Source organism: Rhizobium sp. AB2/73, assembly GCF_020871915.1.
Lineage (GTDB): Bacteria > Pseudomonadota > Alphaproteobacteria > Rhizobiales > Rhizobiaceae > Rhizobium > Rhizobium dioscoreae.
On record NZ_CP067071.1, the window covers coordinates 432,869 to 456,152 of the forward strand.

Genomic DNA, 23,284 nt, shown 5'->3' on the forward strand with positions numbered 1-23,284 from the left:
CATGGAGTTCGCTTTAGACAACACCTTCTTCGCCTTTGTGAGCCTTCTCATCTTCCTCGGCCTGATCGTTTACCTGAAGGTTCCGGGCATGATGGCAAAGTCGCTGGACGACCGTGCTGATCAGATCCGCAACGAGCTGGCGGAAGCCAAGCGCCTGCGCGAAGAGGCCCAGCACCTGCTGGCCGAATATCAGCGCAAGCGCAAGGAAGCCGAGGCTGAGGCAGCACACATCGTTGCCGCAGCCGAGCGCGAAGCGGAAATGCTGACGACCGAGGCTCGCAAGAAGACCGAGGAATTCGTTGCCAACCGCACGGCTTTGTCCGAGCAGAAGATCAAGCAGGCAGAAGCTGATGCGATGAAGGCGGTCCGCTCCGCTGCTGTCGACCTCGCAATCGCCGCTGCTGAATCGGTGCTTGCCAAGAAGGCCGATGGAAACGTCCAGTCCGGTCTCTTCAGCGATGCCGTCAAGGAAGTGAAGACGCGGCTGAACTAAGCTCCGGGAATATCGAAATTCGAAAGAGCCCCGCTTCGTGAACTGACCCCCGAAAGTTGGACACCCAACGTTCGGGGGTAAGTTCATTCGGCGGGGTTTTTTATTTCCGCACTGCCGGGTTGATCATTGCCGGAACCAACAGCAAAATCACAAGATTGAGGAGGGCCGGATGCAGGCAGCGGCAGGCGATGAACCGTTTCGTCAAGGCGATCTCATCGTGAGGCCTGCTGCGGCATGGACACCGGGCGTGCACGCCTTGCTGGCTGCGCTGCATCGGTATGGATTCGATGCAGCTCCGATTTCGGCTGGATATGACGAGGCCTGGGAGCGGGTAACCTATCTACCCGGAGATACTGGGGATCTCGATGACTGCATTGATATGCGCGGCGAGATGGCGCTGCGGTCGGCTGCATCGCTGCTGCGTCGCTATCATGATTGTTCTGGCTTGTTCGTAAGGGACCTTGAGGCCGATCATACTGGCAACTGCCGGCCCGCTCGCCTTGCGAGGTCATCTGCCACGGGGATTTTGCTCCTTACAATGTCGTCCTGAACGATGGCGAAGTGACCGGTATCATCGATTTCGAGGCTGCGCATCCCGGTCCGCGAATGTGGGATCTGGCCTATGCCATCTATCGCTGGGCGCCGCTGTCCTCCAGCGTCGCCGTCGAGGGAATGGACATACTTGCCGCCCAAGTCGGTCGTGCCCGCATCTTTGTTGATGCCTATGGCCTGTCCATTGGCGAGCGCGCCTCGTTGCCTGACGTCATAATCGAGCGGCTTGAGGCTCTTTTGGCTTTCATGGAACGGGAAGCTGCACGCGGCATCGAGAGATATCGTCGGAATCTCCACGAGGGACATGACCGCATCTACAGAGAAGATGTTGCCTATGTCAGAAAGCGGTCGGCTGAAATCGCCGCGGGGCTGACGGGCTGAGTGCTCAGACGACCTCTTTGCGCAAGGGGCGAAAGCTCATGCGGTGCAGCGGGCAGGGACCATGCTCTTCGATACCTGCACGATGCTGCGCCGTGCCATAGCCGGCATGGGCCGCAAAGCCATAGGCCGGAAAAACGACACCAGCGCGCGCCATCATTCTGTCGCGTGTCACCTTGGCGACGATCGAAGCGGCGGCAATGGAGAAGGAGCGTGCATCGCCTTTGACCACGGCTTTTCCTGGGCAGGCGAGCCCGGCTGGTACATCGAGCCCATCGGTCAGCACATAGCTTGCCGGTACGGCAAGCCCGCAAATGGCACGGCGCATCGCATCGAGGCTTGCCTTGCGTATATCGGTCGTGTCGATACGGCCGGCACTTGATGAGGCGATGGACACGGTTGCCGTCGCCAGGATTTCGACGAACAGTTCCTCACGTCTGGCGGCTGTCAACTGCTTGGAATCGTTTAGCCCATCCGGGATACGCTCTGGATCGAGAATGACGGCGGCCGCCACGACCGGTCCGGCAAGCGGGCCTCGACCGGCCTCATCGGCCCCCGCAACCGGCCAATGGCCGGCACGGCGCGCGATCAGCTCCAGCTCGAAAGTGGGGACGAGCGGAACATCCTCGAACAGCATTGGAGAATCGGGTGGTGCACGGCGTGACATGCGGCGAAGCTCGCACACCACCCGATCTCCTGCAAGCCCCCGGTGGATCATGGCGGCGAAGCCAGGGGCTTTTCCAGCGGGTACAGGGAAAACCCGCAGGGATCGTCAGAGCAGCGACAGCTGCACGCCGCTGCCATCCGGCGGCACGAACAGGTCGTCGCGTAGCGCAATATTGCGGCGGGTGAGCTCGAGCCGGCGCGTCGCCATTTCGAAGCGGCGGCTGATCTGCCAGGCATAAGGCCCGGCACCTTTCATGCGTTTGCCGAATTCGGCATCGTAATCCTTGCCGCCGCGCATGGAGCGGATCAGCGACATGACATGGCGATAGCGATCCGGATAGTGCTGCAGCAGCCAATCACGAAACAGCGGGCTCACCTCCAGCGGCAGCCGCAGGATGACATAGCTCGCCTCCTGCGCGCCGGCCGCCTTGCCAGCATCGAGGATGCGTTCGATTTCATGATCGTTGAGGGCAGGGATAATCGGCGCCACCATGATCGCGGTGCGGATGCCGGCCTCGTTCAAAGCCTGGATCGCCTCCAGCCGCCGTGGCGGTGTCGCTGCCCGCGGTTCCATGGTGCGTGCGAGCTTCCGGTCGAGCGTCGTCACCGATACTCCCACCCGCACAAGGTTCTTGGCGGCCATCTCCTTCAGAATATCGATATCGCGCATGACCAGCGCCGACTTGGTGACGATGGCAACTGGGTGGTTTGCCCGGTTCAGCACCTCAAGGATCTGGCGCATGATCCGCCATTCCTTCTCGATCGGCTGATAGGGGTCGGTATTGGTGCCGATGGCGATAACGCGCGGCTTGTAGCCGGGTTTTGCCAATTCTCGCTCCAGCAGCTTGGCCGCATCCGGCTTGGCAAATAGCTTCGATTCGAAATCCAGCCCGGCAGATAGCCCCATATAGGCATGCGTCGGCCGCGCGAAGCAATAGATGCAGCCATGCTCGCAACCGCGATAGGGATTGATGGAACGATCGAAAGAAATATCGGGGGATTCGTTACGGGTAATGGCCGTGCGCGGCTTCTCCACCTGCACCTCGGTCTTGAAGGGCGGCAACTCCTCCCAGCTCTGCCAGCCGTCATCGAAGGCTTCGCGCTGCTGCGGCTCGAAGCGGCCGCTGGGGTTCAATCCGGCACCGCGCCCACGCCGGCGTTCGGCGTCGATCCTGAGACCGGAGTCGGCGATCAAAGCGTTGGCAACGTCTGCCGTATTGGCAGGCGCGAAAGCGGCCTGCCCTGCAAGGGACTGCTCGTTCATCGGTAGCTCCAGGGCGGCTCATGCCATCGCATGCCGCGTCTAAGATGATTAAATTCCTATCCGACAAATGAGAACATTGCAAGAACAAAAATCCGCGACCGTCATTTTTCATCTCATTCACAGGAGGCATTCGGCGGTGCCGGCTGTGAGAATTTTCGGCCGTTTATGATGCTTTTCTTAAACGCTTGAGCCTGAGGGTTAGGTGCTGGCAATAAATTATGCGCCGCACTATAAATGGGCAATGTTGACGGTCATCATCGAATGCCAGGATCACGAACCCGAGCTGGCGCAGACATTGGCGGCATTGGTGGCAGGAGCGGTCGAAGGGCTGGTCAGCGACGTGGTCGTGCTTGATCATGGTTCCAGGGACGGCACATCGAAGGTGGCCGATGCTGCCGGCTGCCGTTTTTATTCGCAGTGGGATATCAAGGATATATTGCGGTCTGCGAGGGGCGAATGGTTGCTGCTGGTCGAGCCGGGCGCGCGGCCGCAAGCCGGCTGGATCGATGAGATCGCCGAATATGTCTCGCTGAACAAGGTGCCGGCGCGCTTTACAGCATCACGCGGCTATCGTCGCCCGTTCCTGAAGCGAATCGGCCGCCGTACGGCGCCGCTGGAACTGGGTTTGCTGCTTTCCAAGCACCAGGCGATCGCCGTCGCCAGGTCGGGCATGGGGCTGGCGGAGTTCGCCAAGGGACAGAAGGGCCGACGGCTTTCAAGCGAGCTCATTCCGTCCTGGGTGGCGCGCGCTGCGCGGTAGGGCCTAAAGCGTTTCCGCTTTCTTCGAATCGCGAAATCGCTTCATCTTCTTGTTTTTACGCAGCTCCGGACGCAAAGCCGCTTCGCACTTTTGCTGGAACTGCGCTAGCGCGCAGATTCCATTTGTAAACGCGCGAATAGCTGCGATAATTCGCGTGTGGCGGCACCTTATGCGTGTCGCGTCAGGCGGCCGACCATGAAGATGCCGATATCAGGCGGAACTGGTCAGCGGAACTCTCCTTTTCTGCCGGGATTTCGGCGAAAGGAGGTGCGTTATGAAACGCACGATGCTCTACCGCCTCATGGCAACGATCTTCGTTGCAAGTGCAACTCTTTTCCCCGGTATTGCCGCCGCTCAGGTGACCTTGGCCTGCGCTCAACGCGTCGATATCGTCGCGTTTCTTGGCGACCATCTTTCGGAAAAGCTTTCGGCCGTCGGCAAGCTCGATCAGAGCACGATTGTTGAGATCTACGCCGCCGAAAGCGGCAACTGGACATTGCTGATGAGCGATGTGTCCGGCCGGAGCTGCATCATTCTCACCGGCGATTCTTGGGAATCAATTCCTGTTCTGCCGAAGGCATGATCGACGCGCAATATCGCGTTGAGCAGAAGACCTATCTCGAGCCGGCGCCGCGCTTTAGATGCTCGTCGAGGCGCGGCATGATCTCCACGAAATTGCAAGGCATGTGGCGATAGTCGAGTTGCGCCTTCAAGATGCCGTCCCATGCATCCTTGCAGGCGCCAGGCGAACCCGGCAGTACGAAGATGAAGGTGGCATTGGCCACACCGCCGGTCGCCCGTGACTGGATCGTCGCCGTGCCGATCTTGTCATAGGAAATGCGATGGAAGACCTCGGAAAACCCATCCATCCGCTTCTCGAACAGCGGCTCCAGCGCCTCGGGCGTGACATCGCGGCCGGTAAAGCCCGTGCCGCCGGTGGTAATCACCACATCGACCGCATCGTCCTTCGTCCAGGCTTCCACCTGCGTGCGGATGCGCTCCTTGTCGTCGGGCACGATGGCGCGGGCAGCAAGCCTATGGCCCGCCTCCGCAATGCGGGCAACCAGCGTATCGCCGGATTTATCGTCAGCGAGCGTGCGCGTGTCGGAAACGGTCAACACGGCGATGCCTATGGGAATGAAGGATCTTTCGTTGCCTGACGCTGCCATCATGCCTCTCCCGCGATCGTTTCGGTTACCTGGAAATACCAGTCCGGCCGCTGCCTGTGAAGCGAAGCGGCGGCCGCCGTCGCCTGTTCGATATCGTTGAAAATACCGAAGCACGTCGCACCGGAACCGGACATGCGCGTCATGATCGGCGCCTGGCTTTCGATCAGGCCGGAGAGCGCTGAAATCTCACCGCAGATCGAGCGTGCCGGCGGTTCGAGATCGTTGCGCAGGGTCTTGATCGTGTCGATCCATTCGCCGTGTCGCTGCGGCATCTGTGATGGAAACAAGAGTGGCGGATTGTCCTTTCGGGTGAGCTGCCGAAACACGTCCGATGTCGAGACGCCGACAAGCGGATTGCCGAGAACAACGGCAAAGGCGGGAAATCCCGGCAGCAGGTCTATCGCCTCGCCGATCCCCCGCGCGACCAGCGGTTGGCTGGCAAGGCACATCGGCACATCGGCGCCGAGTTTCAAGGCGATAGCTTTGACCGTCGCCTCCGGCAGGGTAACGCGCCATAGCCGCATCAGCCCGCGCAAGGTCGCCGCCCCATCCGCCGAGCCGCCGCCGATGCCGGATGCGATCGGTAGATTCTTTTCCAGATGAATATGGGCAGGGGGGGCATCGAAGCCGGCCGAGTTGACTGCCTGCCGCAAGAGATCGCGCGCCTTGAGAACGAGATTGTCGCCGGCCTCGGCATCGGCCGAAAGCAACGGGCCAAAACGTCCAGAGAGACTGAAATCGTCATCCTCGCTTGCGCGAAAGAAAAGACGGTCGCCGTGGCGAGCAAAGCTGACGAGCATGTCGAGCAGATGATAGCCATCGGCTCGGCGGCCCGTGACATGCAGTGCAAGATTGATCTTTGCGGGCGCTTCTTCCGTGAGGTCGAAATCGCCCGCAGCCAAGATCGTGCTCATGGAAATCTTAGGACTTCTTGTCGACCGGCGCCGGAGCGTTCGTGTCGGGCGAGGGCGCGGGTGCTGGATCGGGCAGCTTGCTCTTGTCGACAGTCTTCGGGTCGTTGTCGAGCGGCGGCAAGCCCTTCTCGACCTTCTCCTTGATCTTCGGAATATCGGCTTCTTCCGGCTTCGAGGCGAGCGCCCGGTTCCACTGATAGACGGCTTCAAGCTTGCGATTGACGCGCCAATAGGCGTCGCCGAGATGGTCGTTGATCGTCGGATCGCCGGCCTTGAGCTGCGCTGCCCTCTCCAATTCGCTCACCGCATCATCGAAACGGTTGAGGCGGAAATAGGCCCAGCCAAGGGAATCGACGATATAGCCGTCATCCGGCCTCAGATCGACGGCCTTCTTGATCATGTCCAAACCTTGGTCGAGGTTCATGTTCATGTCGACCCAGGAATAGCCGAGATAGTTCAGCACTTGCGGCTGATCCGGATTGAGCTCGAGGGCTTTCTTGAAGTTCGGCTCGGCATCCGCCCACTTCTTCAGCCGCTCATAGGCAATGCCGCGCTGGAAGAACACCGCCCAATCGCTGCGCTTCGGTACCGGGCCGATGATCTGCACGGCCTTGTCGTAATTGTCGGCCATGGCCTGGAAGTCCTTGGCATCCGAAAGGACGCTGCCATAGGCGAGATAGCTGCGGACATCGTTGGGATCGGAATCGATCAGTGCCTTCAGATGTTTGCGTGCATCGTCGATTTTACCTGCCTGGGCGAGTGCGAGGCCGAGCTGCAGCTCGGAGATGCGGGCCATCGGCGAATTATCGGGCACCTTCTTGTAGAAGGCGATCGCTCGATCGGTCTGTTCCTGCTTTTCGGCCAGCCCGCCGAGCAGGACCAGCGTATCGGCTGCCTTGGGGTCGAGGGAATTGGCGATCTGCAGATAGAGCGAGACGACATCCTCGGCACCATCGCGGTTCAGCGCGGCACCGATGGTGAAGAGCACGGCGGCTGCACCTTCGCTGGCATTGGTGACCTGCTGATCCGGCGTATCGCCCTTGCTGATACTGTCGCGCAGTGCATTCAGCGGCGCATAATTGCTGACGAGGTTGTCGCCGACGGATATCGCATCCAGGGCCTTCTGCTTGTCGCCGGCCTTGGCTTCGAGGCGTGCGAGCGCCATGACGGCGCGCATGAAGGTGTCAGGTGCGGTAGCGCCGCCCGTCTTGTCGAGGATGGCATCGTTAAGGTGAGAGCGCGCCGACTTCAGGTCGCCCAGCGTCAGTGCGATGGCGCCGGCATGATAGTTCTTGAAGATGTTGAACCAATCCGGGCCCTTCATCTTGTCGATCATCGAGATCGCTTCCTTGCCGCGGCCGGATCCGGCGCGCGCCCAGGCGGCGAGCAGGTTGGTCATCATCCGGTCGAGATCGTTCGGACCATTATATTTGAGGATTTCCTGCGCGGTGCGGTATTCATGGCGGCGGATGGCATCCATGCCGCGCACGATCGTCGTGACACGCTCGACCGAAGGATCGCTCTTCAACTCGTTGGCGTATTTGACGCCTTCTTCCAGATTGCCGTTCAGCAGCAGCGAGATCATCAGCCGCTGGCGAATTTCCGGATTGCTCGGATCGATCATCAGCGCCTTTTTGTAGAGCGCAATGGCAGTATCGTAGTCGTGATCGACATCTGCGGTACGGGCGGCGAGGAACGCGCCTGCGAACGTATCGACGCTATCCGGATCGAAAGAAGTGACCGGAGCACTGGCCTCCGGCGCTGCCGGCTTATCCTCTGCGCGCGCGCCAGTCAGGGCGGACACCGAAAGGATTGCCGCCAAGGCTACGCCCGAAAGGAAACGGATGGCAAGTCTCTGCCGCATTAGAAAGCCTTTCATCAAGGGAATGGCCGGCGACTTCGCCGGCGGCACAACGCATTCGTGTCAACTGATTCACAACAGGATGGCTTTTTTGAAGCGGCCCTGCAACAAATTCAGGCCGCCGCTATCAATTAACGCGTTCGATGCAGAAATCGATCACTTCCAGAAGTGCCGATTTCCAGGGCGTTTCCGGCAATGGCGCCAAGGCGTCGCGGGCAATCGTGCCGTAGTGTACGGCGCGGGCAATTGTGTCGGCCAGCGCGCCGTATTTCGTGATCAGGCCGAGGGCCTTTTCGAGATTCTCGTCGCTGTTATCGCCGGTTTCGATGGCCTCACGCCAGAAGGCGCGTTCCTTCTCGGTGCCGCGGCGATAGGCGAGGATCACCGGAAGCGTGATCTTGCCTTCGCGGAAATCGTCGCCGACATTCTTGCCGAGATCGGCAGCCTTGCCGCCATAATCGAGCGCATCGTCGACGAGCTGGAAGGCTAGGCCGAGATTGGTGCCGTAGGACTTCAGCGCATTGCGCTCCGCCTTGCCGGCATTGGCAACGATCGGGCCGACCTCGGCCGCCGCGGCAAAGAGCGCAGCGGTCTTGGCGCGGATGACCGAGAGATAATCGTCTTCCGTCGTCTCCATGTTCTTGGAAACGGAAAGCTGCAGCACCTCGCCTTCAGCAATGACGCAGGCGGCCGACGAGAGCACGTCGAGCGCTTCGAGCGAGCCGACTTCCACCATCATGCGGAAAGCCTGACCGAGCAGGAAATCGCCGACCAGAACGCTCGCCTGGTTGCCCCAGATCATCCGGGCCGTGGATTTGCCGCGGCGCAGATCGCTTTCATCGACGACGTCGTCGTGCAGCAGCGTCGCCGTATGCAGGAATTCGACCGAGGTCGCGAGCTTGATGTGATTGTCGCCCTGATAGCCGTAAAGAGCGGCGGAGGCGATCGTCAGCATCGGCCGCAAACGCTTGCCGCCGGAGGAGATCAGATGCTCCGCAACCTCGGGGATCATCTGCACATCGGAGCCGGCCTTGGACAGGATGAGCTGATTGACGCGTTCCATGTCCGCCTTGGTCAGGTCCACCAAAGGCTTGATGGATGCCAGTTTATTCTTGCTTTCTTCCAGCGGTATCACGACGCCCAACGATCCGGACTCCTGTTCATTTCCTGCAAAGCACAATAAGAAGGGGCGAAAGAGGCGGCAAGAGGCGAATTGTCTCGTCGCGTAAATTTGACAGGAATTCTAAGGCTTATGCACGAGCTGATCCGCACCAACGACCCGGTCCTTCTCTCATTCGCGGAGAGTCTGATGAAGGATGCAGGAATCCATTGCCTGGTGGCGGATCAGGCGATGAGCGTTCTGGAGGGTTCGCTCGGCATGCTGCCCCGCCGCTTTCTGGTGGAGGAAGAGCGTGCCGATCTGGCCCGCCGCATCCTCATTGATGCCGGTCTCGGCGACGAACTGCGCCCGGTGCGGACCTGAGGTCGGCCATGACCGGCAAGCCCTCCGAAACCATCGATGCCTTCCACCGCGGCGCCTTCCATGTCGTGCAGCCGAAGGGTAGAGGGCACCGCTCCGGCATGGATGCCATGTTGCTGGCGGCGCTCGTTGCAGATGAGCGAACGATCCGGGTGGCGGATCTCGGTGCAGGTGCTGGAGCGGCTGGAATGGCTGTGGCCTCGAGACTCGACCATGCGGAGGTCGTCTTGTTCGAGCGCTCCTCCGATATGGCCGAGTTTGCGCGCAAGAGCCTTTCGTTGCCGGAAAATGACCGTTTTGCCAGCCGCGTCTCGGTCATCGAAGCCGATGTGACGCTCACCGGCAAGGATCGCAACGAGGCGGGGCTTGTCGACGACAGTTTCCACCATGTCATCATGAACCCGCCCTTCAACGATGCCAGCGACAGGCTGACGCCCGATACTTTGAAGGCCGAGGCGCATGCCATGACGGATGGACTTTTCGAGAAATGGATCCGCACAGCAGGCGCGATCATGATCCCTGGCGGTCAGCTGTCGCTGATCGCCAGGCCGGAATCGATCGGCGAGATCATCGCCGCCTGCGGCCGCCGCTTCGGCGGCATAGAAATCACCCCTGTCCATCCCCGCGAAGGTGAGAATGCCGTGCGCATCCTGGTGACGGCGATCAAGGGTTCGAGGGCAAGACTGGTACTGCGTGCGCCCCTGATCATGCATGGCGAGGGGACACATAAATTCACCGATTTCGTCGATGATATGAACAACGGCCGCGCTTCGTATCCGCGCCGATAGCCATTCGGCCACCCTCAGCGTCAGAGCATCAAATACGATCCGCAATATTGCGTTTGCCATTTCCATGCATACATCACGGGCAACAAACATCATGAAACAGGGATGACGAATGGTTGGGTTCTTGAGACGCATGCTTCCGAAGCGCTTCCGCAAGGAGGAGGTGATCGTCCCCGTCGTCCGCCTGAGCGGCGTCATCTCTTCCGGTGGAGGGCCGCTGCGTCAGTCGCTGAATCTCGCCGGTGTTTCGCAGGCGCTTGAAAAAGCCTTCGGCATAAAGACGGCGCCGGCTGTCGCCATCGTCGTCAATTCGCCGGGCGGTTCTCCGGTGCAGTCGCGCATGATCTATAATCGTATCCGCGATCTGGCCGCCGAGAAAAACAAGAAGGTCCTTGTCTTCGTCGAGGACGTTGCGGCCTCCGGTGGTTACATGATTGCGCTGGCCGGCGACGAGATCATTGCCGATGCTACCTCGATCGTCGGCTCGATCGGCGTCGTTTCCGGCGGGTTCGGATTTCCGGAGCTCCTGAAGAAGATCGGCGTAGAGCGCCGCGTCTATACCGCCGGCGAGAACAAGGTGATCCTCGATCCCTTCAAGCCGGAGAAGGAAAAGGACATTGAATATCTGAAGAGCCTGCAGCTGGAGATCCACAAGGTCTTCATCGACATGGTGCTCGAGCGTCGTACAGGAAAACTCTCGGCTGACGAAACGGTGTTCTCCGGCCTGTTCTGGACCGGCAGCCGCGGGCTGGAGCTCGGCCTGATCGATGGCGTCGGCGACATGCGCCAGGAGCTGAGGAAGCGCTTCGGCGACAAGGTCAAGCCTATGTTGATTACCGCGCCGCGCAGCCTTTTCGGCCGCAAGGCTCCGGGCATCTCGCTTGGGAGCATGGATGGCCTCGGCGCCGGGCTTGCATCCGGGCTTGCGGAAGCGGCAGAGGAGAGAGCATTGTGGAGCCGGTACGGATTGTAAGCGGGAGCGCTGGCTAATGTCCCGGATCATCTTCTTCATCATCGCAGTCGGCGGGATTTGGTTCCTGTATCGGCGTTTCGTCCGCGATGCCCAGCGGCTCGCCGAAAAATCCCGCCGTGCCGAAACGGAACGCCGCACCGGCGCGATGGGAACGCTGGTTAAGGACCCGAAAACCGGCGAGTATCATGTGAAGCGCGAGGATAAGTAGTATGGACGAAGCAGAGCGGCGGAAGTCGGCTTTGGAGAAAGTCAAGTCGTTCAGGTTGGAGTTTCCCGCCGATTGGAAGTTTGATCGCGATGAAGCCAATATGCGTAGCAATCATTCGGATCTCAGCGTCGTTTTTCCACCCGTGACATCCAATCCGCTCCCGCATAGCTGATGCAGATAATGTGGACGACCTGGGTCGCATCATCTACCGTGAAGCATACGACCGCCTTTTCTGAAGCGGGAATTGCTCACAGCTTTGGCCCGATATCGGTGCGCACTGTGCCTACATGTGGAAAGTCGGCGAGCTTATCGATGAATTCCGTGATTTCATCGATTTTTGCTAGCCCGACTTCGATACCTGAATAGCTGGAAATGAAATCGACGATGTCGAAGAGATCACCTTCGACAAGCGGATGTTTGGTTATCGCGTAACGCATGGGCCGACTTACTTGGCGTATTTCTGGCGCAGCCGATCCTTCACTCTGGAGGCCATTACCTTGCCGTCCCAAGGGAGCCACCGATCCTCGGGCAATTCCATGCGCCGGCGAATTTCATCCGCCATGCCGGATACCGCATCATTGGGTGCATCATCATGGTGAGTTATTTGGTCGATCTGCTCGATCGCAGCTTCGACGAGGCTGGAAATCGATGGAAACGCACCTTCCTCGACTATCTTTTCAGCAAGGCGAAGATGGTATTCGGATAGTGTGATTTCGGTTTTGATGTTCATTATCTTCTCCAGGAAGGCGGAGACGCATAGCGCTATCTATACGTCATGTCTTGACCCTTGTCTCCTATCGTGGCACCTGTCGCGCCACCCTACACCAAGCAGATAGTAGCTGATCCCATGACTGCCAACGTGCCCGACCATATGAACCCGAAGCGCTCCTTTCAGGCGCTGATCCTGACGCTGCACAATTATTGGGCCGACAAGGGTTGCGCGGTTCTGCAGCCCTACGACATGGAGGTCGGCGCCGGCACGTTCCATCCGGCCACCACGTTGCGTTCGCTGGGTCCGAAGCCTTGGCGGGCTGCCTATGTCCAGCCGTCACGCCGTCCGTCCGACGGCCGCTATGGCGAGAACCCGAACCGTCTGCAGCATTATTACCAATATCAGGTCATCCTGAAGCCCAATCCGCCAAACTTGCAGGAACTCTATCTCGGCTCGCTGAAGGCGATCGGCCTCGATCCGCTGCTGCATGACATCCGCTTCGTCGAGGACGATTGGGAAAGCCCGACGCTCGGCGCATGGGGTCTGGGTTGGGAATGCTGGTGCGATGGCATGGAAGTCTCGCAGTTCACCTATTTCCAGCAGGTCTGCGGCATCGAATGCGCACCGGTCGCCGGTGAGCTGACCTACGGCCTGGAGCGTCTTGCGACCTATGTTCAGGGCGTTGACAGCGTCTATGACCTGAACTTTAACGGTCTCGAAGGCGAAGATAAGATCACCTACGGCGATGTCTTCCTTCAGGCCGAGCAGGAATATTCCCGGCATAATTTCGAATATGCCAATACCGAGATGCTGCACCGCCACTTCATCGATGCCGAAAAGGAATGCCAGGCATTGCTGGCAGCCGGCGCCCCCGGCGACAGCGAAAACCATCGCCTGCACAAATGCGTCTTTCCGGCTTACGACCAGTGCATCAAGGCGAGCCACGTCTTCAACCTGCTCGATGCCCGCGGCGTCATTTCGGTGACGGAGCGCCAGAGCTACATCCTGCGCGTGCGCACGCTGGCCAAGGCTTGCGGCGAGGCATTCCTGCTGACGGATGCCGGCGGCATCAACTGGAGCCAGCAGGCGGCCTGAGCCGCGGATGCGGCAGGAGCGCGTGGAACATCCGCGCTCCTCGGCGATGCGGCTGCGATATTATCTTTCCCCGGCGATCCCGAAGCGGATTTTCCCAAAATTGGGCCGCATTGGCCCGCTCGTGGGTTGGTATCGCCGCTAAAGCCGGGTGACATCGCCGTCAAATCTGCCTAGTGTCCTCATGGTTGCAGTCGCCGTGGGGATTTCAGATGCTTATTCTTCTCGCGATCATAGTGCTGGCCGCGCTCTATGTCGTCTTCGCTTATAATGGGCTCGTCCGCGCACGTCAGGTGGCTGAGGAGGCCTGGTCAGGCATCGATGTGCAGTTGAAGCGCCGCGCCGATCTCATTCCCAATCTGGTCGAGACGGTCAAAGGCTATGCCGGCCACGAACGCCAGACCTTGGAAGAGGTTGTCGAACTGCGCAACAAGGCGCAGGCCGTGCCGTCTGGGGATGTCGCCGCCCGAGGTCAGGTAGAGGGTTTGCTGTCGCAGGCACTCGGCCGAGTGATCGCGCTCGCCGAAGCCTATCCCGACCTTAAGGCCAACACGAACTTTCTCGAATTGCAGCGCTCGCTGGAGGGCGTGGAAGGCGAGATCCAGATGTCCCGCCGCTACTACAATGGCGCTGCGCGCGATCTGAACGTCAAGGTCGAGACCTTCCCGAACAATCTCATCGCCGGCCCCTTCGGCTTTGCCAAGAAGGCCTATTTCGAGATCACCAACGAGGCGGACCGCGCCGTTCCCACGGTAAAGTTCTGAGATTTCCGCTATCGGTTTTTCATGTGAGGCGGTAAAGGATGCCGACTGCTGGCCGCCGGCTGGCTTCCTGACTGACCAAAGAGAATGATGATGGGTAGAGCCAAACTCACGATTATCCCGCCGGGCAAGCCTTTGACAGGACGCGCCATGCCGCCGGGATCGAAGTCGATCACCAATCGCGCCCTGCTGCTTGCCGGCCTTGCCAAGGGCACGAGCCGGCTTACCGGCGCGCTGAAGAGCGACGATACCCGCTATATGGCCGAAGCGCTGCGTGCCATGGGCGTTGTCATCGATGAGCCCGATAACACGACCTTCATCGTGACCGGCAGCGGCAAGCTGCAGGCGCCGGCTGCCCCTCTCTTTCTCGGCAATGCCGGCACCGCGACACGCTTCCTGACAGCCGCTGCCGCGCTGGTCGAGGGCAAGGTCGTCGTCGACGGCGACGTCCATATGCGCAAGCGGCCGATTGGCCCGCTCGTCGACGCGCTGCGCTCGCTCGGCATCGATGCCTCCACGGAAACCGGCTGCCCGCCCGTCACCATCAACGGCATCGGCCGCTTCGAAGCAAGCCGCGTACAAATCGATGGCGGCCTGTCCAGTCAGTATGTCTCGGCCCTGTTGATGATGGCTGCCGGCGGCGACCGCGCCGTCGATGTCGAGCTGCTTGGCGAACATATCGGTGCCGTCGGCTATATCGACCTCACGGTCGCGGCCATGCATGCTTTCGGCGCCAAGGTCGAGCGCGTGAGCCCGGTTGCCTGGCGCGTCGAGCCGACAGGCTATCATGCGGCCGATTTCCTGATCGAACCGGATGCTTCCGCCGCAACCTATCTCTGGGCGGCGGAAGTTCTCAGCGGCGGCAAGATCGATCTCGGCACGCCGGCGGAGCAGTTCTCTCAGCCGGATGCGAAAGCCTATGAGCTGATCTCGAAGTTCCCGCGTCTGCCCGCCGTCATCGACGGCTCGCAGATGCAGGATGCGATCCCGACGCTCGCCGTTCTCGCCGCCTTCAACGAAACGCCGGTGCGCTTCGTCGGCATCGAGAACTTGCGCGTCAAGGAATGCGACCGCGTCCGGGCACTGTCGAGCGGCCTGTCGCGCATCGTCCCGGATCTCGGCACCGAAGAGGGCGATGATCTGATCGTTGCTTCCGATCCGAGCCTTGCCGGCAGGGTTCTGCCAGCGGAGATCGACAGCTTCGCCGATCACCGCATCGCCATGAGCTTTGCGCTCGCCGGCCTGAAGATCGGCGGCATCACCATTCTCGACCCCGATTGCGTCGCCAAGACCTTCCCGTCCTATTGGAACGTGCTGGCGTCGCTGGGGGTCACCTACGAAGACTGACGCTCCGCCATCTTAGGGAAGGCTGGGCGCAGGCATATTCCCGACGCAAAGCGGCGCCGGCAGCAGCGGCGCCGCGGCCATCCTTTGGGGGGAGTGATGACACGGCTTTGCGGATTCTTTCTGGCTCTGTGCCTGCTGCTTTGCGCAACGGCGGTGACGGCAGCCGAGCTCATCACGAATTTCGATCAGGCAATCGCGCTGCATCGCGACGGCTCCATCCGGGTCGTCGAAACGATCTCCGTCAATGCAGAGGGGCGTGATATCCGCCGCGGCATCTTCCGGGACTTCCCGCTGACGATGACCGATGCCAACGGCCGCGAAATCGAGGTGGATTTCAAGGTGGTCTCCGTCGAGCGCGACGGCCAGCCGGAAGATTGGCGCAGCGAGCGTATCAGCGGCGGCGAACGCATCTATATCGGCAAGGCCGATCGTATCCTGAACGCAGGCCCGCATACATTCCGCCTGACGTATGACACCAACAGACAGATGCGCTATTTCGGTGACCACGACGAACTTTATTGGAATGTGACGGGCAACGGCTGGCTGTTCCCGATCATCAATGCGAAGGCAACCGTCACCTTGCCCGACGGCGTGCAGCCGCAGCAGCTTGCCTTCTTTACGGGGCCGCTCGGCGCTACGGGCAAGAACGCGAGTGCGAGCCAACAGGGCAATATTGTTACCTTCGCGACAACCAAGCCGCTCGCCACGGCCGAGGGCCTGACGATCGCCATCAAGCTGGACAAAGGAGCGATTGCGCCGCCCAGCGACAGCCAGCAATGGGGCTGGTTCCTTCGGGATCATCTCGATACGATCATCGCCATCGGCGGGCTGCTCCTGCTGTTTGCCTATTACATGCGAAGCTGGATCGCGGTCGGCCGAGACCCACCTGCGGGTGTTATGGTCCCGCGCTGGGACCCGCCTGACGGTATTTCGCCGGCGCTCGTGAACTATATCGATAACAGGGGCTTCGCCAGTTCCGGCTGGACGGCATTCTCCGCAACTGCGATCGACCTTGCCGTGCGCGGCTATGTCATTCTCGATGATCTGAAGGAAAAGGTCGTTATCCGCCCCACCGGCAAGGCCGGCGGCGATCTCAGCGGCGGCGACAAGGTGCTGATGCAGGCCGTCGGACCATTCTCTCCGCTCGTCATAGACAAGGAAAATGGCGAGGTGGTGCAGCGGCTGGGTGCGAAATTCCGCAGCGCGATAGAGCGCAATCACCGCGGCGAATATTACAAGGCCAATTCGCTCTATGTCGTGACCGGTATCGCTCTCTCGGTTTTGATCCTGGCGTCCATCATCATCTTTGGGCGATTGCATGAAAATGCGGTGCCGCTGATCGTCATGCCCGGTGTCCTGTCGATTTTCGTGACCATCTTCACCAACATCATCGGTCGAAGATTCCGGCGTCCCAACGCCAGTCTCGGCCAGCGAATTCTTTCCGTTCTGATCTGCGCCTTCTTCGGCTTCGTATTGGTATCCGTCGCGGTCAACGGCTTTGCCGCCGCGGTCGTGCCACTGTGGGAAGCGGGCCTGCTGCCGCTAGTGGCGGGCATCGTCGGCATTTTTGCGCTCAACGTCGTCTTCTATTTCCTGATGGGCGCGCCGACACCGCTTGGACGCAAGATGATGGATGGCATCGCCGGCCTCCGGCAATATCTGACGCTGGCCGAACGCGACCGGATGAACATGCAGGGCGCGCCGCAGATGTCGCCGCAGCACTTCGAAAAGCTGCTGCCCTATGCTGTCGCGCTCGGTGTCGAAAAGCCCTGGTCGAGTGCCTTCGAAACCTGGCTCGCCACCGCTGCGGGTGCAGCCGCGGCAGCCTACGCGCCGGTCTGGTATTCCGGCGATTTCCGCCCTGGCAGTATCGGCGGCACGATCGGCGACTTTTCCTCTTCCATGGCATCCACGATCGCCTCGACGATTCCCGCACCTGTATCGCGTTCGTCTTCCGCATTCGGCGGTGGGGGCGGCGGTGGTGGGTTCTCCGGCGGAGGTGGCGGCGGTGGAGGCGGCGGCGGGTGGTAATTGACCACCTCCCCCTCGAGGGGCAGGGGTATCGCATATGAGCGGAGATCGCCGCTGTCCCCCTTCTCCCCAGCGGGGAGAAGGTGCCGCCAGGCGGATGAGGGGGTGCCCGCCAAGACCACAAAAATCCATGAATTCAAATCGACAACCCCCTCATCCGACCCTTCGGGCCACCTTCTCCCCAAGGGGAGAGGAGCTTATGGTGCTCGTCCGCCTCCATATGCGATAGCCCTGCCTTGAGGGGGGAGGTCGCCGCGAAGCGGCGGGTGGGGGTGACAATTCTTTGGCTGCGGAGGTTGCCGCGATCACCCACCCCGGCACTTTGTGCCGACCCTCCCCCTCAAGGGGAGGGTGTACTTCCCGACGCATCAACTTCGCTGCCTCAGCAACACGGAGATCTTCGATGCCCCAAACCGCCTCCAAGCTCGATCGCTTCAAAATTGCCAACAGCCGCCGCCTTCGCGCCGGTTCGACCGATGCGGAAGCCAAGCTCTGGAAGCATTTTTGGCGCATCCCGATCGAAGGCACCCACTTCCGCCGCCAGGTTCCGATCGGGCGCTACTTTGCCGATTTTGTCTGCCATCAAATAGGTTTGATTATCGAACTTGACGGCAGCCAGCATGCCGAAGACGCGGCAAGACGTTATGACGCCGCGCGCACGGCATTTCTCGAAAGTGAGGGCTACCACGTTGTCCGATTTTGGAATGCCGAGGTCATGGACGAGATTGAGGCTGTTCTGGATACGATATTTGCCATTGTGCAGCAGCGGCAAATTTTGCTAGCAGAGGCCGACCGTTTTCACCCCACTCCGGCACGCCGTGCCGACCCTCTCTCTCAAGGAGAGGGTGAGGAACCTTGACATGCCCGATCTCCTTCTCGAACTCCGCTCCGAGGAAATTCCCGCCCGTATGCAGCGCAAGGCTGCCGGCGACCTGAAGAAGCTGGTGACCGATGCCCTGGTCGAAGCAGGTCTTTCCTACGAAGGTGCCAGGGAATATTGGACGCCGCGGCGCCTAACGCTCGATATTCGCGGCCTGACGGCGCGCTCGGCCGATGTGCGCGAGGAGCGCAAGGGGCCGCGCACCGATGCCAACGAGAAGGCGATCGAAGGTTTTCTGCGCGGTGCCGGCCTGTCCTCCATTTCAGAGGCGCAGGTACAGAGCGACCCGAAGAAGGGCGACTTTTTCGTCGCGATCATTTCCAAGCCCGGCCGCGCTGCCGAGGAAATCGTCGCCGCGGTCATGCCCGACATCATCCGAAACTTCCCCTGGCCGAAGTCGATGCGCTGGGGCAAGGCCTCGGTGAAGCCCGGCTCGCTGCGCTGGGTGCGCCCGCTGCAGTCGATCGTCTGCACCTTCGGCACCGAGCATGAAGAGACTGTCGTCATCCCCTTCGAGATCGACGGCATTGTTGCGTCGAACGTGACCTATGGCCATCGCTTCCATGCGCCAGGCCCGATCACGGTCAAGCGTTTCGAGGATTATGCCTCGAGCCTGGAAAAGGCCTACGTCGTTCTCGATGCCGAGCGCCGCAAGGACATCATCCTGCATGACGCCCGCGATGTCGCCTTTGCCAATGGCCTCGAACTGGTTGAGGATGAAGGCCTCCTGGAGGAAGTTTCCGGACTTGTCGAATGGCCGCAGGTGCTGATGGGCTCTTTCGAGGAGGATTATCTCTCGATCCCGTCCGAGATCATCCGTTTGACCATCAAGACCAACCAGAAATGCTTCGTCACGCGGCCGCAAGGCTCTCACCTCCCCCTTGAGGGGGGAGATCGCAGCGAAGCTGCGGGTGGGGGTGACCACTTGTTCCAACAAAATCACCCCACCCCGGCACTGCGTGCCGGCCCTCCCCCTCAAGGGGAGGGTGCGCTGTCCAACCGCTTCATTCTCGTCGCCAATATCCAGGCGTCGGATGGCGGCAAGGAAATCATCCACGGCAACGGCAAGGTCGTGCGCGCTCGTCTGTCCGACGCGCTGCACTTCTGGAAGCGCGACCAGGGCGATCTGCCCGATCTTGAGACACTGGAAGCCTCCGCCAAAAAGTTCGGCCTCGATCTGAAGAAGCCGCTCGATCAGCGCATGGCCAAGCTCGATGCCCTGAAAGTCACCTTCCATGCCAAGCTTGGCAGCCAGGGCGAGCGCGTCGCCCGCATCCGCGCGCTGGCCGCTGAACTTGCCAAGATCACCGGCGCCGATGCCGCTCTGGTCGACCGCGCCGTCGTGCTCGCCAAGGCCGATCTGCGCACCGAAGCCGTCGGGGAATTCCCCGAACTGCAGGGCGTCATGGGCCGCAAATACGCATCGCTGCAGGGCGAGAATGCTTCTGTGGCAACAGCGATCGAAGATCACTACAAGCCGCAAGGCCCGTCCGACCGCGTTCCCGAAGACAAGGTTGCAATCACTGTCGCGCTGGCCGACAAGCTGGATACGCTCGTCGGCTTCTGGGCGATCGATGAAAAGCCTACAGGCTCGAAGGATCCCTACGCGCTTCGCCGTGCGGCCCTCGGCGTCGTCCGCATCCTCCTCGAGCGCGGTGTGCGCCTGCCGCTGCTGGCGACCACCAGGGATGCCGATCTGCTTGCCTTCTTCCATGACCGCCTGAAGGTCTATCTGCGCGATCTCGGCGCCCGTCATGACCTCATCGACGCCGTGCTGACGCCGGAGGCCGACGATCTGCTGATGGTCGCCCGCCGCGTCGAGGCGCTGACCGCCTTCATCACCTCCGAAGACGGCAAGAATCTGCTCGCCGGCACCAAGCGCGCCACCCAGCTTCTGGCCGCCGAAGAGAAGAAGGGCACCGTCGTTGCCGACGGCGTTTCGGAAGCCTTGCTGAAGCTCGATGCCGAAAAGGATCTCTTTGCTGCCGTGAAGGCCGCCTCTGCGGAGGCCTCTGACGCGATCGCCAAGGAAGATTTCCGCTCGGCCATGGCAGCGCTTTCCAAGCTGCGTGCGCCCGTGGACCGCTTCTTCGAGGATGTGCTCGTCAATGATGAAGATGCCGCCATCCGCGCCAATCGCCTGGCGCTGCTGCGCCTGATCCGCGAGGCGACCGGCACGGTCGCCGACTTCTCGAAGATCGCAGGATAAGACATGGGGGCGCGATGACCGGAAAAATCCTCGTCAGCGCCTGCCTCATGGGCCATGCCGTCCGCTATGACGGCCGTTCCAAGCCGCTTGTCCATCCGGCGATCGATCGCTGGCGCGAGGAGGGGCGGCTTGTGACGATCTGCCCGGAAATGTCCGCTGGCATGGCGGTGCCAAGGCCGCCGGCCGAAATCGCAGGCGGTGCGACCGGCGAGGACGTGCTTGCCGGCACTGCGCGCGTGATGGAAATCACCGGCGGCGATGTCACGGCCGAGTTTCGTCAGGCGGCGGAAAATGCGCTGGCGCTCGCCAATGAAACCGGCTGCCGCTACGCTCTGCTGATCGACGGCAGCCCGTCCTGCGGCTCGGACTTCATCTATGACGGCACATTTTCCGGCGGCCGGCAGAGCGGCCGGGGCGTCACGGCGGCGCTGCTGCAGCAGGCTGGTATCGAGGTTTATTCTGATCGCGAGATCGATAGTTTGGTGGAGCGGTTGAAGGTGGCAGACTAAACCGCCAATCGTTTGCTCAAACGAAAACCGCCGGACGTGAGCCCGGCGGTTTCTCATTTTATGACCTGGCCCGCTCAGGCGGCGCGGCGGTGATCCATGGTTGCGCGGCCTTCGTTGACGCGGAAGCCGCGGATGAGCGCGAGGAGATCTTCCGTGTCGGCGGCGAGCGTCTCGGCCGATGCGGTGGTCTCCTCAGCCATGGCGGCGTTCTGCTGCGTGGCGGCATCGAGCTGGTTCATCGAGGACGAGATCGAGCGCAGCGTCGTATCCTGCTCGGAGGCACTGTGGGCGATCTTCGAGACAATCTCGTTTGCTGCCTTGATCTGACCGGAGATGCGCTTCAGCGCTTCGCCTGCCTCGCCTACGAGACGGACGCCCTGATCGACCTGGCCGGAAGAGCGGGCAATCTGGTCCTTGATCTCCTTGGCGGCTGCGGCGGAGCGCTGGGCTAGTTCACGCACTTCCTGGGCGACGACCGCAAAGCCCTTGCCGGATTCGCCGGCACGGGCTGCCTCGACGCCGGCATTGAGCGCCAGCAGGTTGGTTTGGAAGGCGATCTCGTCGATGACGCCGATGATCTTGCCGATTTCGGCCGAGGATTTCTCGATGCCGCTCATCGCTTCGATCGCCTGGGCAACCACGGCATCGCTGCGCGATGCTTCGGCGCTGACGGCATGGACGCGCTTGCTGGCCTCATCGGCGCCTTCCGCGGTCTGGCGGACGGCGACCGTGAGTTCATCGAGTGCGGCCGAGGTTTCTTCCAGACTTGCTGCCTGACGCTCGGTGCGCTGCGACAGCTCGTTTGAGGCGCGGCGGATTTCTTCCTTGCTGAGACCGATGTCGTTGCCCTTGGCATTGACGCGTCCCATCGCGGCTTCGAGGTGCGACAGTGCCTCATTGAAGTTGTTGCGAAGGCCGGCATAGCTGGCGCCGAGATCGCCGCAGCGCACCGTCAGATCGCCGCGAGCAAGCTCTTCGAGCGACTTGCCGATGACCGCGACGACGCGGGCCTGTTCGCGGGCCTCGTCCTGCTGCTGGCGCAGGTTCTGTTCGCGTTCGTTGCTGATTTCCAGCTCCTGTGCCGCCTGACGGTCGGCAAGCGCATGACGTTCGCGAACCTTTTCCTGCAGCGCCTGGGTCGCCTTCGCCATCAGGCCGATTTCATTGCGCATCTCGGTATGCGGGATGGCGGTCTTCACGTCTTCGTCGGCTACGGCCTTCAGGGCTGCATGGACGTTGGCGAGCGGCTTGGTGATGCCCCGGATGAAGTAGAACGCGGCGCCGATACCGATCAGGAAGACGATGCCGCAGATCATGAGCGCACGCAACATCGTGGCATTGATCTGCGCCTCGAGGTCATCCATGTAGACACCGCAGCCGAGCACGATCTGCCAGGGCGCGAAGGCGGCCGAATAGCTGCCCTTCAGGAAGAACTCGCTGTCGGAGTGACCCGGCTTGTTCCAGTAATAGATGGTGCGGCCGCCGCCCTTGATGCCCTTCTCGACCATTTCCTTGCTGAAATGGGTGCCGTTCTTGTCGACTTGGCCGGACATGTCCTTGCCGATATTGACGGGGCTCGGGTGAATGCGCTGGATCACATTGTAATCGAAACCGAAGAGATAGCCTGCCGGCGCGAAGGTCACATGCGACAGAACCTTGAAGGCTTCGGCCTGGGCCGCCTCATGGCTCATCTCGCCGGATTTTTCGCGCTGATAATACTGGTTCAAAACCGAGATGCCGGATTCGACCTGCGTGCGCAGCATGTCGAAGCGGTCGTCGTAAATGGAATCGGCCTGGGACCGGATCTGGAAATAAGTGGCCACCGCGAAGGCGGCCATCAGGACGCCAAGCAGGGCAAACAATTGATGCGATATCTTGAGATTCTTCATGATGCCTCCCACAGGGGTGAATACCGGTGCGGTTTCCTACCGCCTGTGCGATCGCCTGAGAGAATCCCAATACGCTTGCCGCCGCTTAAATGACATGCTGCTGTCCGGTGGCAGTAAAATCGCTGTTTATGTCTAAAAAAGCTTTAATTGCGGAACTTGGTTGTATTTAATTTCGAATTAAACCGCAGATATGCGCAATCATTGTAAGTAATACGTAATTATATTTGAAGATCACGCCAGTGAAACTTGTGTTTTGCGCAAGATTATTTAGTTTTTCCGAATATGAAGAGGATATATTTCGATTTATGAATATAGTCGGCACTTCGCAAGCGCCCAAACGCGGGAACGCCT

At 60.7% G+C, this 23,284-nt stretch carries 26 protein-coding genes; 17 read left to right on the top strand and 9 right to left on the bottom strand.

The window, feature by feature from the left end:
- The first annotated feature begins 1 nt into the window (after position 1).
- The 3 genes from I8E17_RS02190 to I8E17_RS02200 all read left to right on the top strand — a co-directional run bounded on the left by I8E17_RS02190 (position 2) and on the right by I8E17_RS02200 (position 1,426).
- Positions 2-493, top strand: a complete 492-nt coding sequence (locus tag I8E17_RS02190; RefSeq protein ID WP_069612429.1) for a F0F1 ATP synthase subunit B — start codon at positions 2-4, stop codon at positions 491-493.
- Positions 494-662: 169 nt separating this feature from the next.
- Positions 663-1,043 (top strand): hypothetical protein, encoded by a 381-nt coding sequence (locus tag I8E17_RS02195; RefSeq protein WP_229002065.1) that lies wholly within the window; start codon positions 663-665, stop codon positions 1,041-1,043.
- Positions 1,040-1,426: a phosphotransferase gene (locus I8E17_RS02200; protein WP_346016505.1), complete on the top strand. Its 387-nt coding sequence runs from the start codon at positions 1,040-1,042 to the stop codon at positions 1,424-1,426. The genes I8E17_RS02195 and I8E17_RS02200 overlap by 4 nt, the downstream gene beginning before the upstream one ends.
- A 4-nt stretch (positions 1,427-1,430) precedes the next feature.
- Here the strand turns inward: I8E17_RS02200 and I8E17_RS02205 are convergent, their stop codons facing one another.
- Positions 1,431-2,090: a ribonuclease HII gene (locus I8E17_RS02205; protein ID WP_069612430.1), complete on the bottom strand. Its 660-nt coding sequence runs from the start codon at positions 2,088-2,090 to the stop codon at positions 1,431-1,433.
- A gap of 105 nt (positions 2,091-2,195) precedes the next feature.
- Positions 2,196-3,353: a PA0069 family radical SAM protein gene (locus I8E17_RS02210; protein WP_069612431.1), complete on the bottom strand. Its 1,158-nt coding sequence runs from the start codon at positions 3,351-3,353 to the stop codon at positions 2,196-2,198.
- 241 nt (positions 3,354-3,594) lie between these two features.
- On the opposite strand from I8E17_RS02210, the gene I8E17_RS02215 reads away from it, so the two are divergent.
- Together I8E17_RS02215 and I8E17_RS02220 are read left to right on the top strand one after the other, a co-directional pair.
- Positions 3,595-4,113, top strand: coding sequence for a glycosyl transferase (locus I8E17_RS02215; RefSeq protein WP_069612432.1), 519 nt, complete (start codon positions 3,595-3,597; stop codon positions 4,111-4,113).
- A gap of 274 nt (positions 4,114-4,387) precedes the next feature.
- Positions 4,388-4,696, top strand: a complete 309-nt coding sequence (locus I8E17_RS02220; protein ID WP_069612433.1) for a hypothetical protein — start codon at positions 4,388-4,390, stop codon at positions 4,694-4,696.
- Positions 4,697-4,727: 31 nt separating this feature from the next.
- Here the strand turns inward: I8E17_RS02220 and moaB are convergent, their stop codons facing one another.
- From moaB to I8E17_RS02240, 4 genes are all read right to left on the bottom strand, one after another.
- A complete protein-coding gene (gene moaB, locus I8E17_RS02225) occupies positions 4,728-5,282 on the bottom strand; it encodes a molybdenum cofactor biosynthesis protein B (protein WP_069612434.1) in 555 nt (184 codons plus the stop codon).
- Complete coding sequence (locus tag I8E17_RS02230; RefSeq protein WP_069612435.1) at positions 5,282-6,196, bottom strand: 4-(cytidine 5'-diphospho)-2-C-methyl-D-erythritol kinase; 915 nt, start codon at positions 6,194-6,196, stop codon at positions 5,282-5,284. The genes moaB and I8E17_RS02230 overlap by 1 nt, the downstream gene beginning before the upstream one ends.
- A 7-nt stretch (positions 6,197-6,203) precedes the next feature.
- Entirely contained in the window at positions 6,204-8,060 is a 1,857-nt protein-coding gene (locus I8E17_RS02235; RefSeq protein ID WP_069612436.1) for a tetratricopeptide repeat protein, read from the bottom strand.
- Positions 8,061-8,184: 124 nt separating this feature from the next.
- Positions 8,185-9,201 carry a polyprenyl synthetase family protein gene (locus I8E17_RS02240; RefSeq protein WP_069612437.1) on the bottom strand — a complete coding sequence of 339 codons (1,017 nt, stop codon included), beginning with the start codon at positions 9,199-9,201 and terminating at the stop codon, positions 8,185-8,187.
- 108 nt (positions 9,202-9,309) lie between these two features.
- On the opposite strand from I8E17_RS02240, the gene I8E17_RS02245 reads away from it, so the two are divergent.
- From I8E17_RS02245 to I8E17_RS02265, 5 genes are all read left to right on the top strand, one after another.
- The gene (locus tag I8E17_RS02245) at positions 9,310-9,540 is read left to right on the top strand and encodes a DUF2007 domain-containing protein (RefSeq protein ID WP_069612438.1); all 231 of its coding nucleotides are present in this window, start codon (positions 9,310-9,312) and stop codon (positions 9,538-9,540) included.
- 8 nt (positions 9,541-9,548) lie between these two features.
- Positions 9,549-10,325: a methyltransferase gene (locus I8E17_RS02250; protein ID WP_069612439.1), complete on the top strand. Its 777-nt coding sequence runs from the start codon at positions 9,549-9,551 to the stop codon at positions 10,323-10,325.
- A 109-nt stretch (positions 10,326-10,434) separates the two neighbouring features.
- Entirely contained in the window at positions 10,435-11,295 is an 861-nt protein-coding gene (locus I8E17_RS02255; protein ID WP_069612440.1) for a S49 family peptidase, read from the top strand.
- A 16-nt stretch (positions 11,296-11,311) separates the two neighbouring features.
- On the top strand, positions 11,312-11,503 hold the full coding sequence (locus I8E17_RS02260) for a hypothetical protein (RefSeq protein WP_069612441.1): 192 nt from the start codon (positions 11,312-11,314) through the stop codon (positions 11,501-11,503).
- Between the two features lies 1 nt (position 11,504).
- Positions 11,505-11,675, top strand: a complete 171-nt coding sequence (locus I8E17_RS02265; protein WP_162750965.1) for a hypothetical protein — start codon at positions 11,505-11,507, stop codon at positions 11,673-11,675.
- A 76-nt stretch (positions 11,676-11,751) separates the two neighbouring features.
- On the opposite strand, the gene I8E17_RS02270 is transcribed toward I8E17_RS02265, so the two are convergent.
- Together I8E17_RS02270 and I8E17_RS02275 are read right to left on the bottom strand one after the other, a co-directional pair.
- Positions 11,752-11,940: a type II toxin-antitoxin system RelE/ParE family toxin gene (locus I8E17_RS02270; RefSeq protein ID WP_229002067.1), complete on the bottom strand. Its 189-nt coding sequence runs from the start codon at positions 11,938-11,940 to the stop codon at positions 11,752-11,754.
- A gap of 8 nt (positions 11,941-11,948) precedes the next feature.
- Positions 11,949-12,233: a hypothetical protein gene (locus I8E17_RS02275; protein ID WP_069612442.1), complete on the bottom strand. Its 285-nt coding sequence runs from the start codon at positions 12,231-12,233 to the stop codon at positions 11,949-11,951.
- A gap of 117 nt (positions 12,234-12,350) precedes the next feature.
- Here I8E17_RS02275 and I8E17_RS02280 point away from each other — a divergent pair, with 117 nt between their 5' ends.
- From I8E17_RS02280 to I8E17_RS02310, 7 genes are all read left to right on the top strand, one after another.
- Positions 12,351-13,310: a glycine--tRNA ligase subunit alpha gene (locus I8E17_RS02280; RefSeq protein ID WP_069612443.1), complete on the top strand. Its 960-nt coding sequence runs from the start codon at positions 12,351-12,353 to the stop codon at positions 13,308-13,310.
- A 209-nt stretch (positions 13,311-13,519) separates the two neighbouring features.
- Positions 13,520-14,071: a LemA family protein gene (locus I8E17_RS02285; protein ID WP_069612444.1), complete on the top strand. Its 552-nt coding sequence runs from the start codon at positions 13,520-13,522 to the stop codon at positions 14,069-14,071.
- A gap of 87 nt (positions 14,072-14,158) precedes the next feature.
- Positions 14,159-15,415: a 3-phosphoshikimate 1-carboxyvinyltransferase gene (locus I8E17_RS02290; RefSeq protein ID WP_176728006.1), complete on the top strand. Its 1,257-nt coding sequence runs from the start codon at positions 14,159-14,161 to the stop codon at positions 15,413-15,415.
- Between the two features lie 96 nt (positions 15,416-15,511).
- Positions 15,512-17,446, top strand: a complete 1,935-nt coding sequence (locus tag I8E17_RS02295; RefSeq protein ID WP_069612446.1) for a DUF2207 domain-containing protein — start codon at positions 15,512-15,514, stop codon at positions 17,444-17,446.
- A 403-nt stretch (positions 17,447-17,849) separates the two neighbouring features.
- Complete coding sequence (locus tag I8E17_RS02300; RefSeq protein ID WP_083258225.1) at positions 17,850-18,305, top strand: DUF559 domain-containing protein; 456 nt, start codon at positions 17,850-17,852, stop codon at positions 18,303-18,305.
- 1 nt (position 18,306) lies between these two features.
- Entirely contained in the window at positions 18,307-20,535 is a 2,229-nt protein-coding gene (glyS, locus tag I8E17_RS02305; protein WP_069613699.1) for a glycine--tRNA ligase subunit beta, read from the top strand.
- A 14-nt stretch (positions 20,536-20,549) separates the two neighbouring features.
- On the top strand, positions 20,550-21,044 hold the full coding sequence (locus tag I8E17_RS02310) for a DUF523 domain-containing protein (RefSeq protein WP_069613700.1): 495 nt from the start codon (positions 20,550-20,552) through the stop codon (positions 21,042-21,044).
- 74 nt (positions 21,045-21,118) lie between these two features.
- Here the strand turns inward: I8E17_RS02310 and I8E17_RS02315 are convergent, their stop codons facing one another.
- Positions 21,119-22,933: a methyl-accepting chemotaxis protein gene (locus tag I8E17_RS02315; RefSeq protein ID WP_069613701.1), complete on the bottom strand. Its 1,815-nt coding sequence runs from the start codon at positions 22,931-22,933 to the stop codon at positions 21,119-21,121.
- Positions 22,934-23,284: the final 351 nt, after the last annotated feature.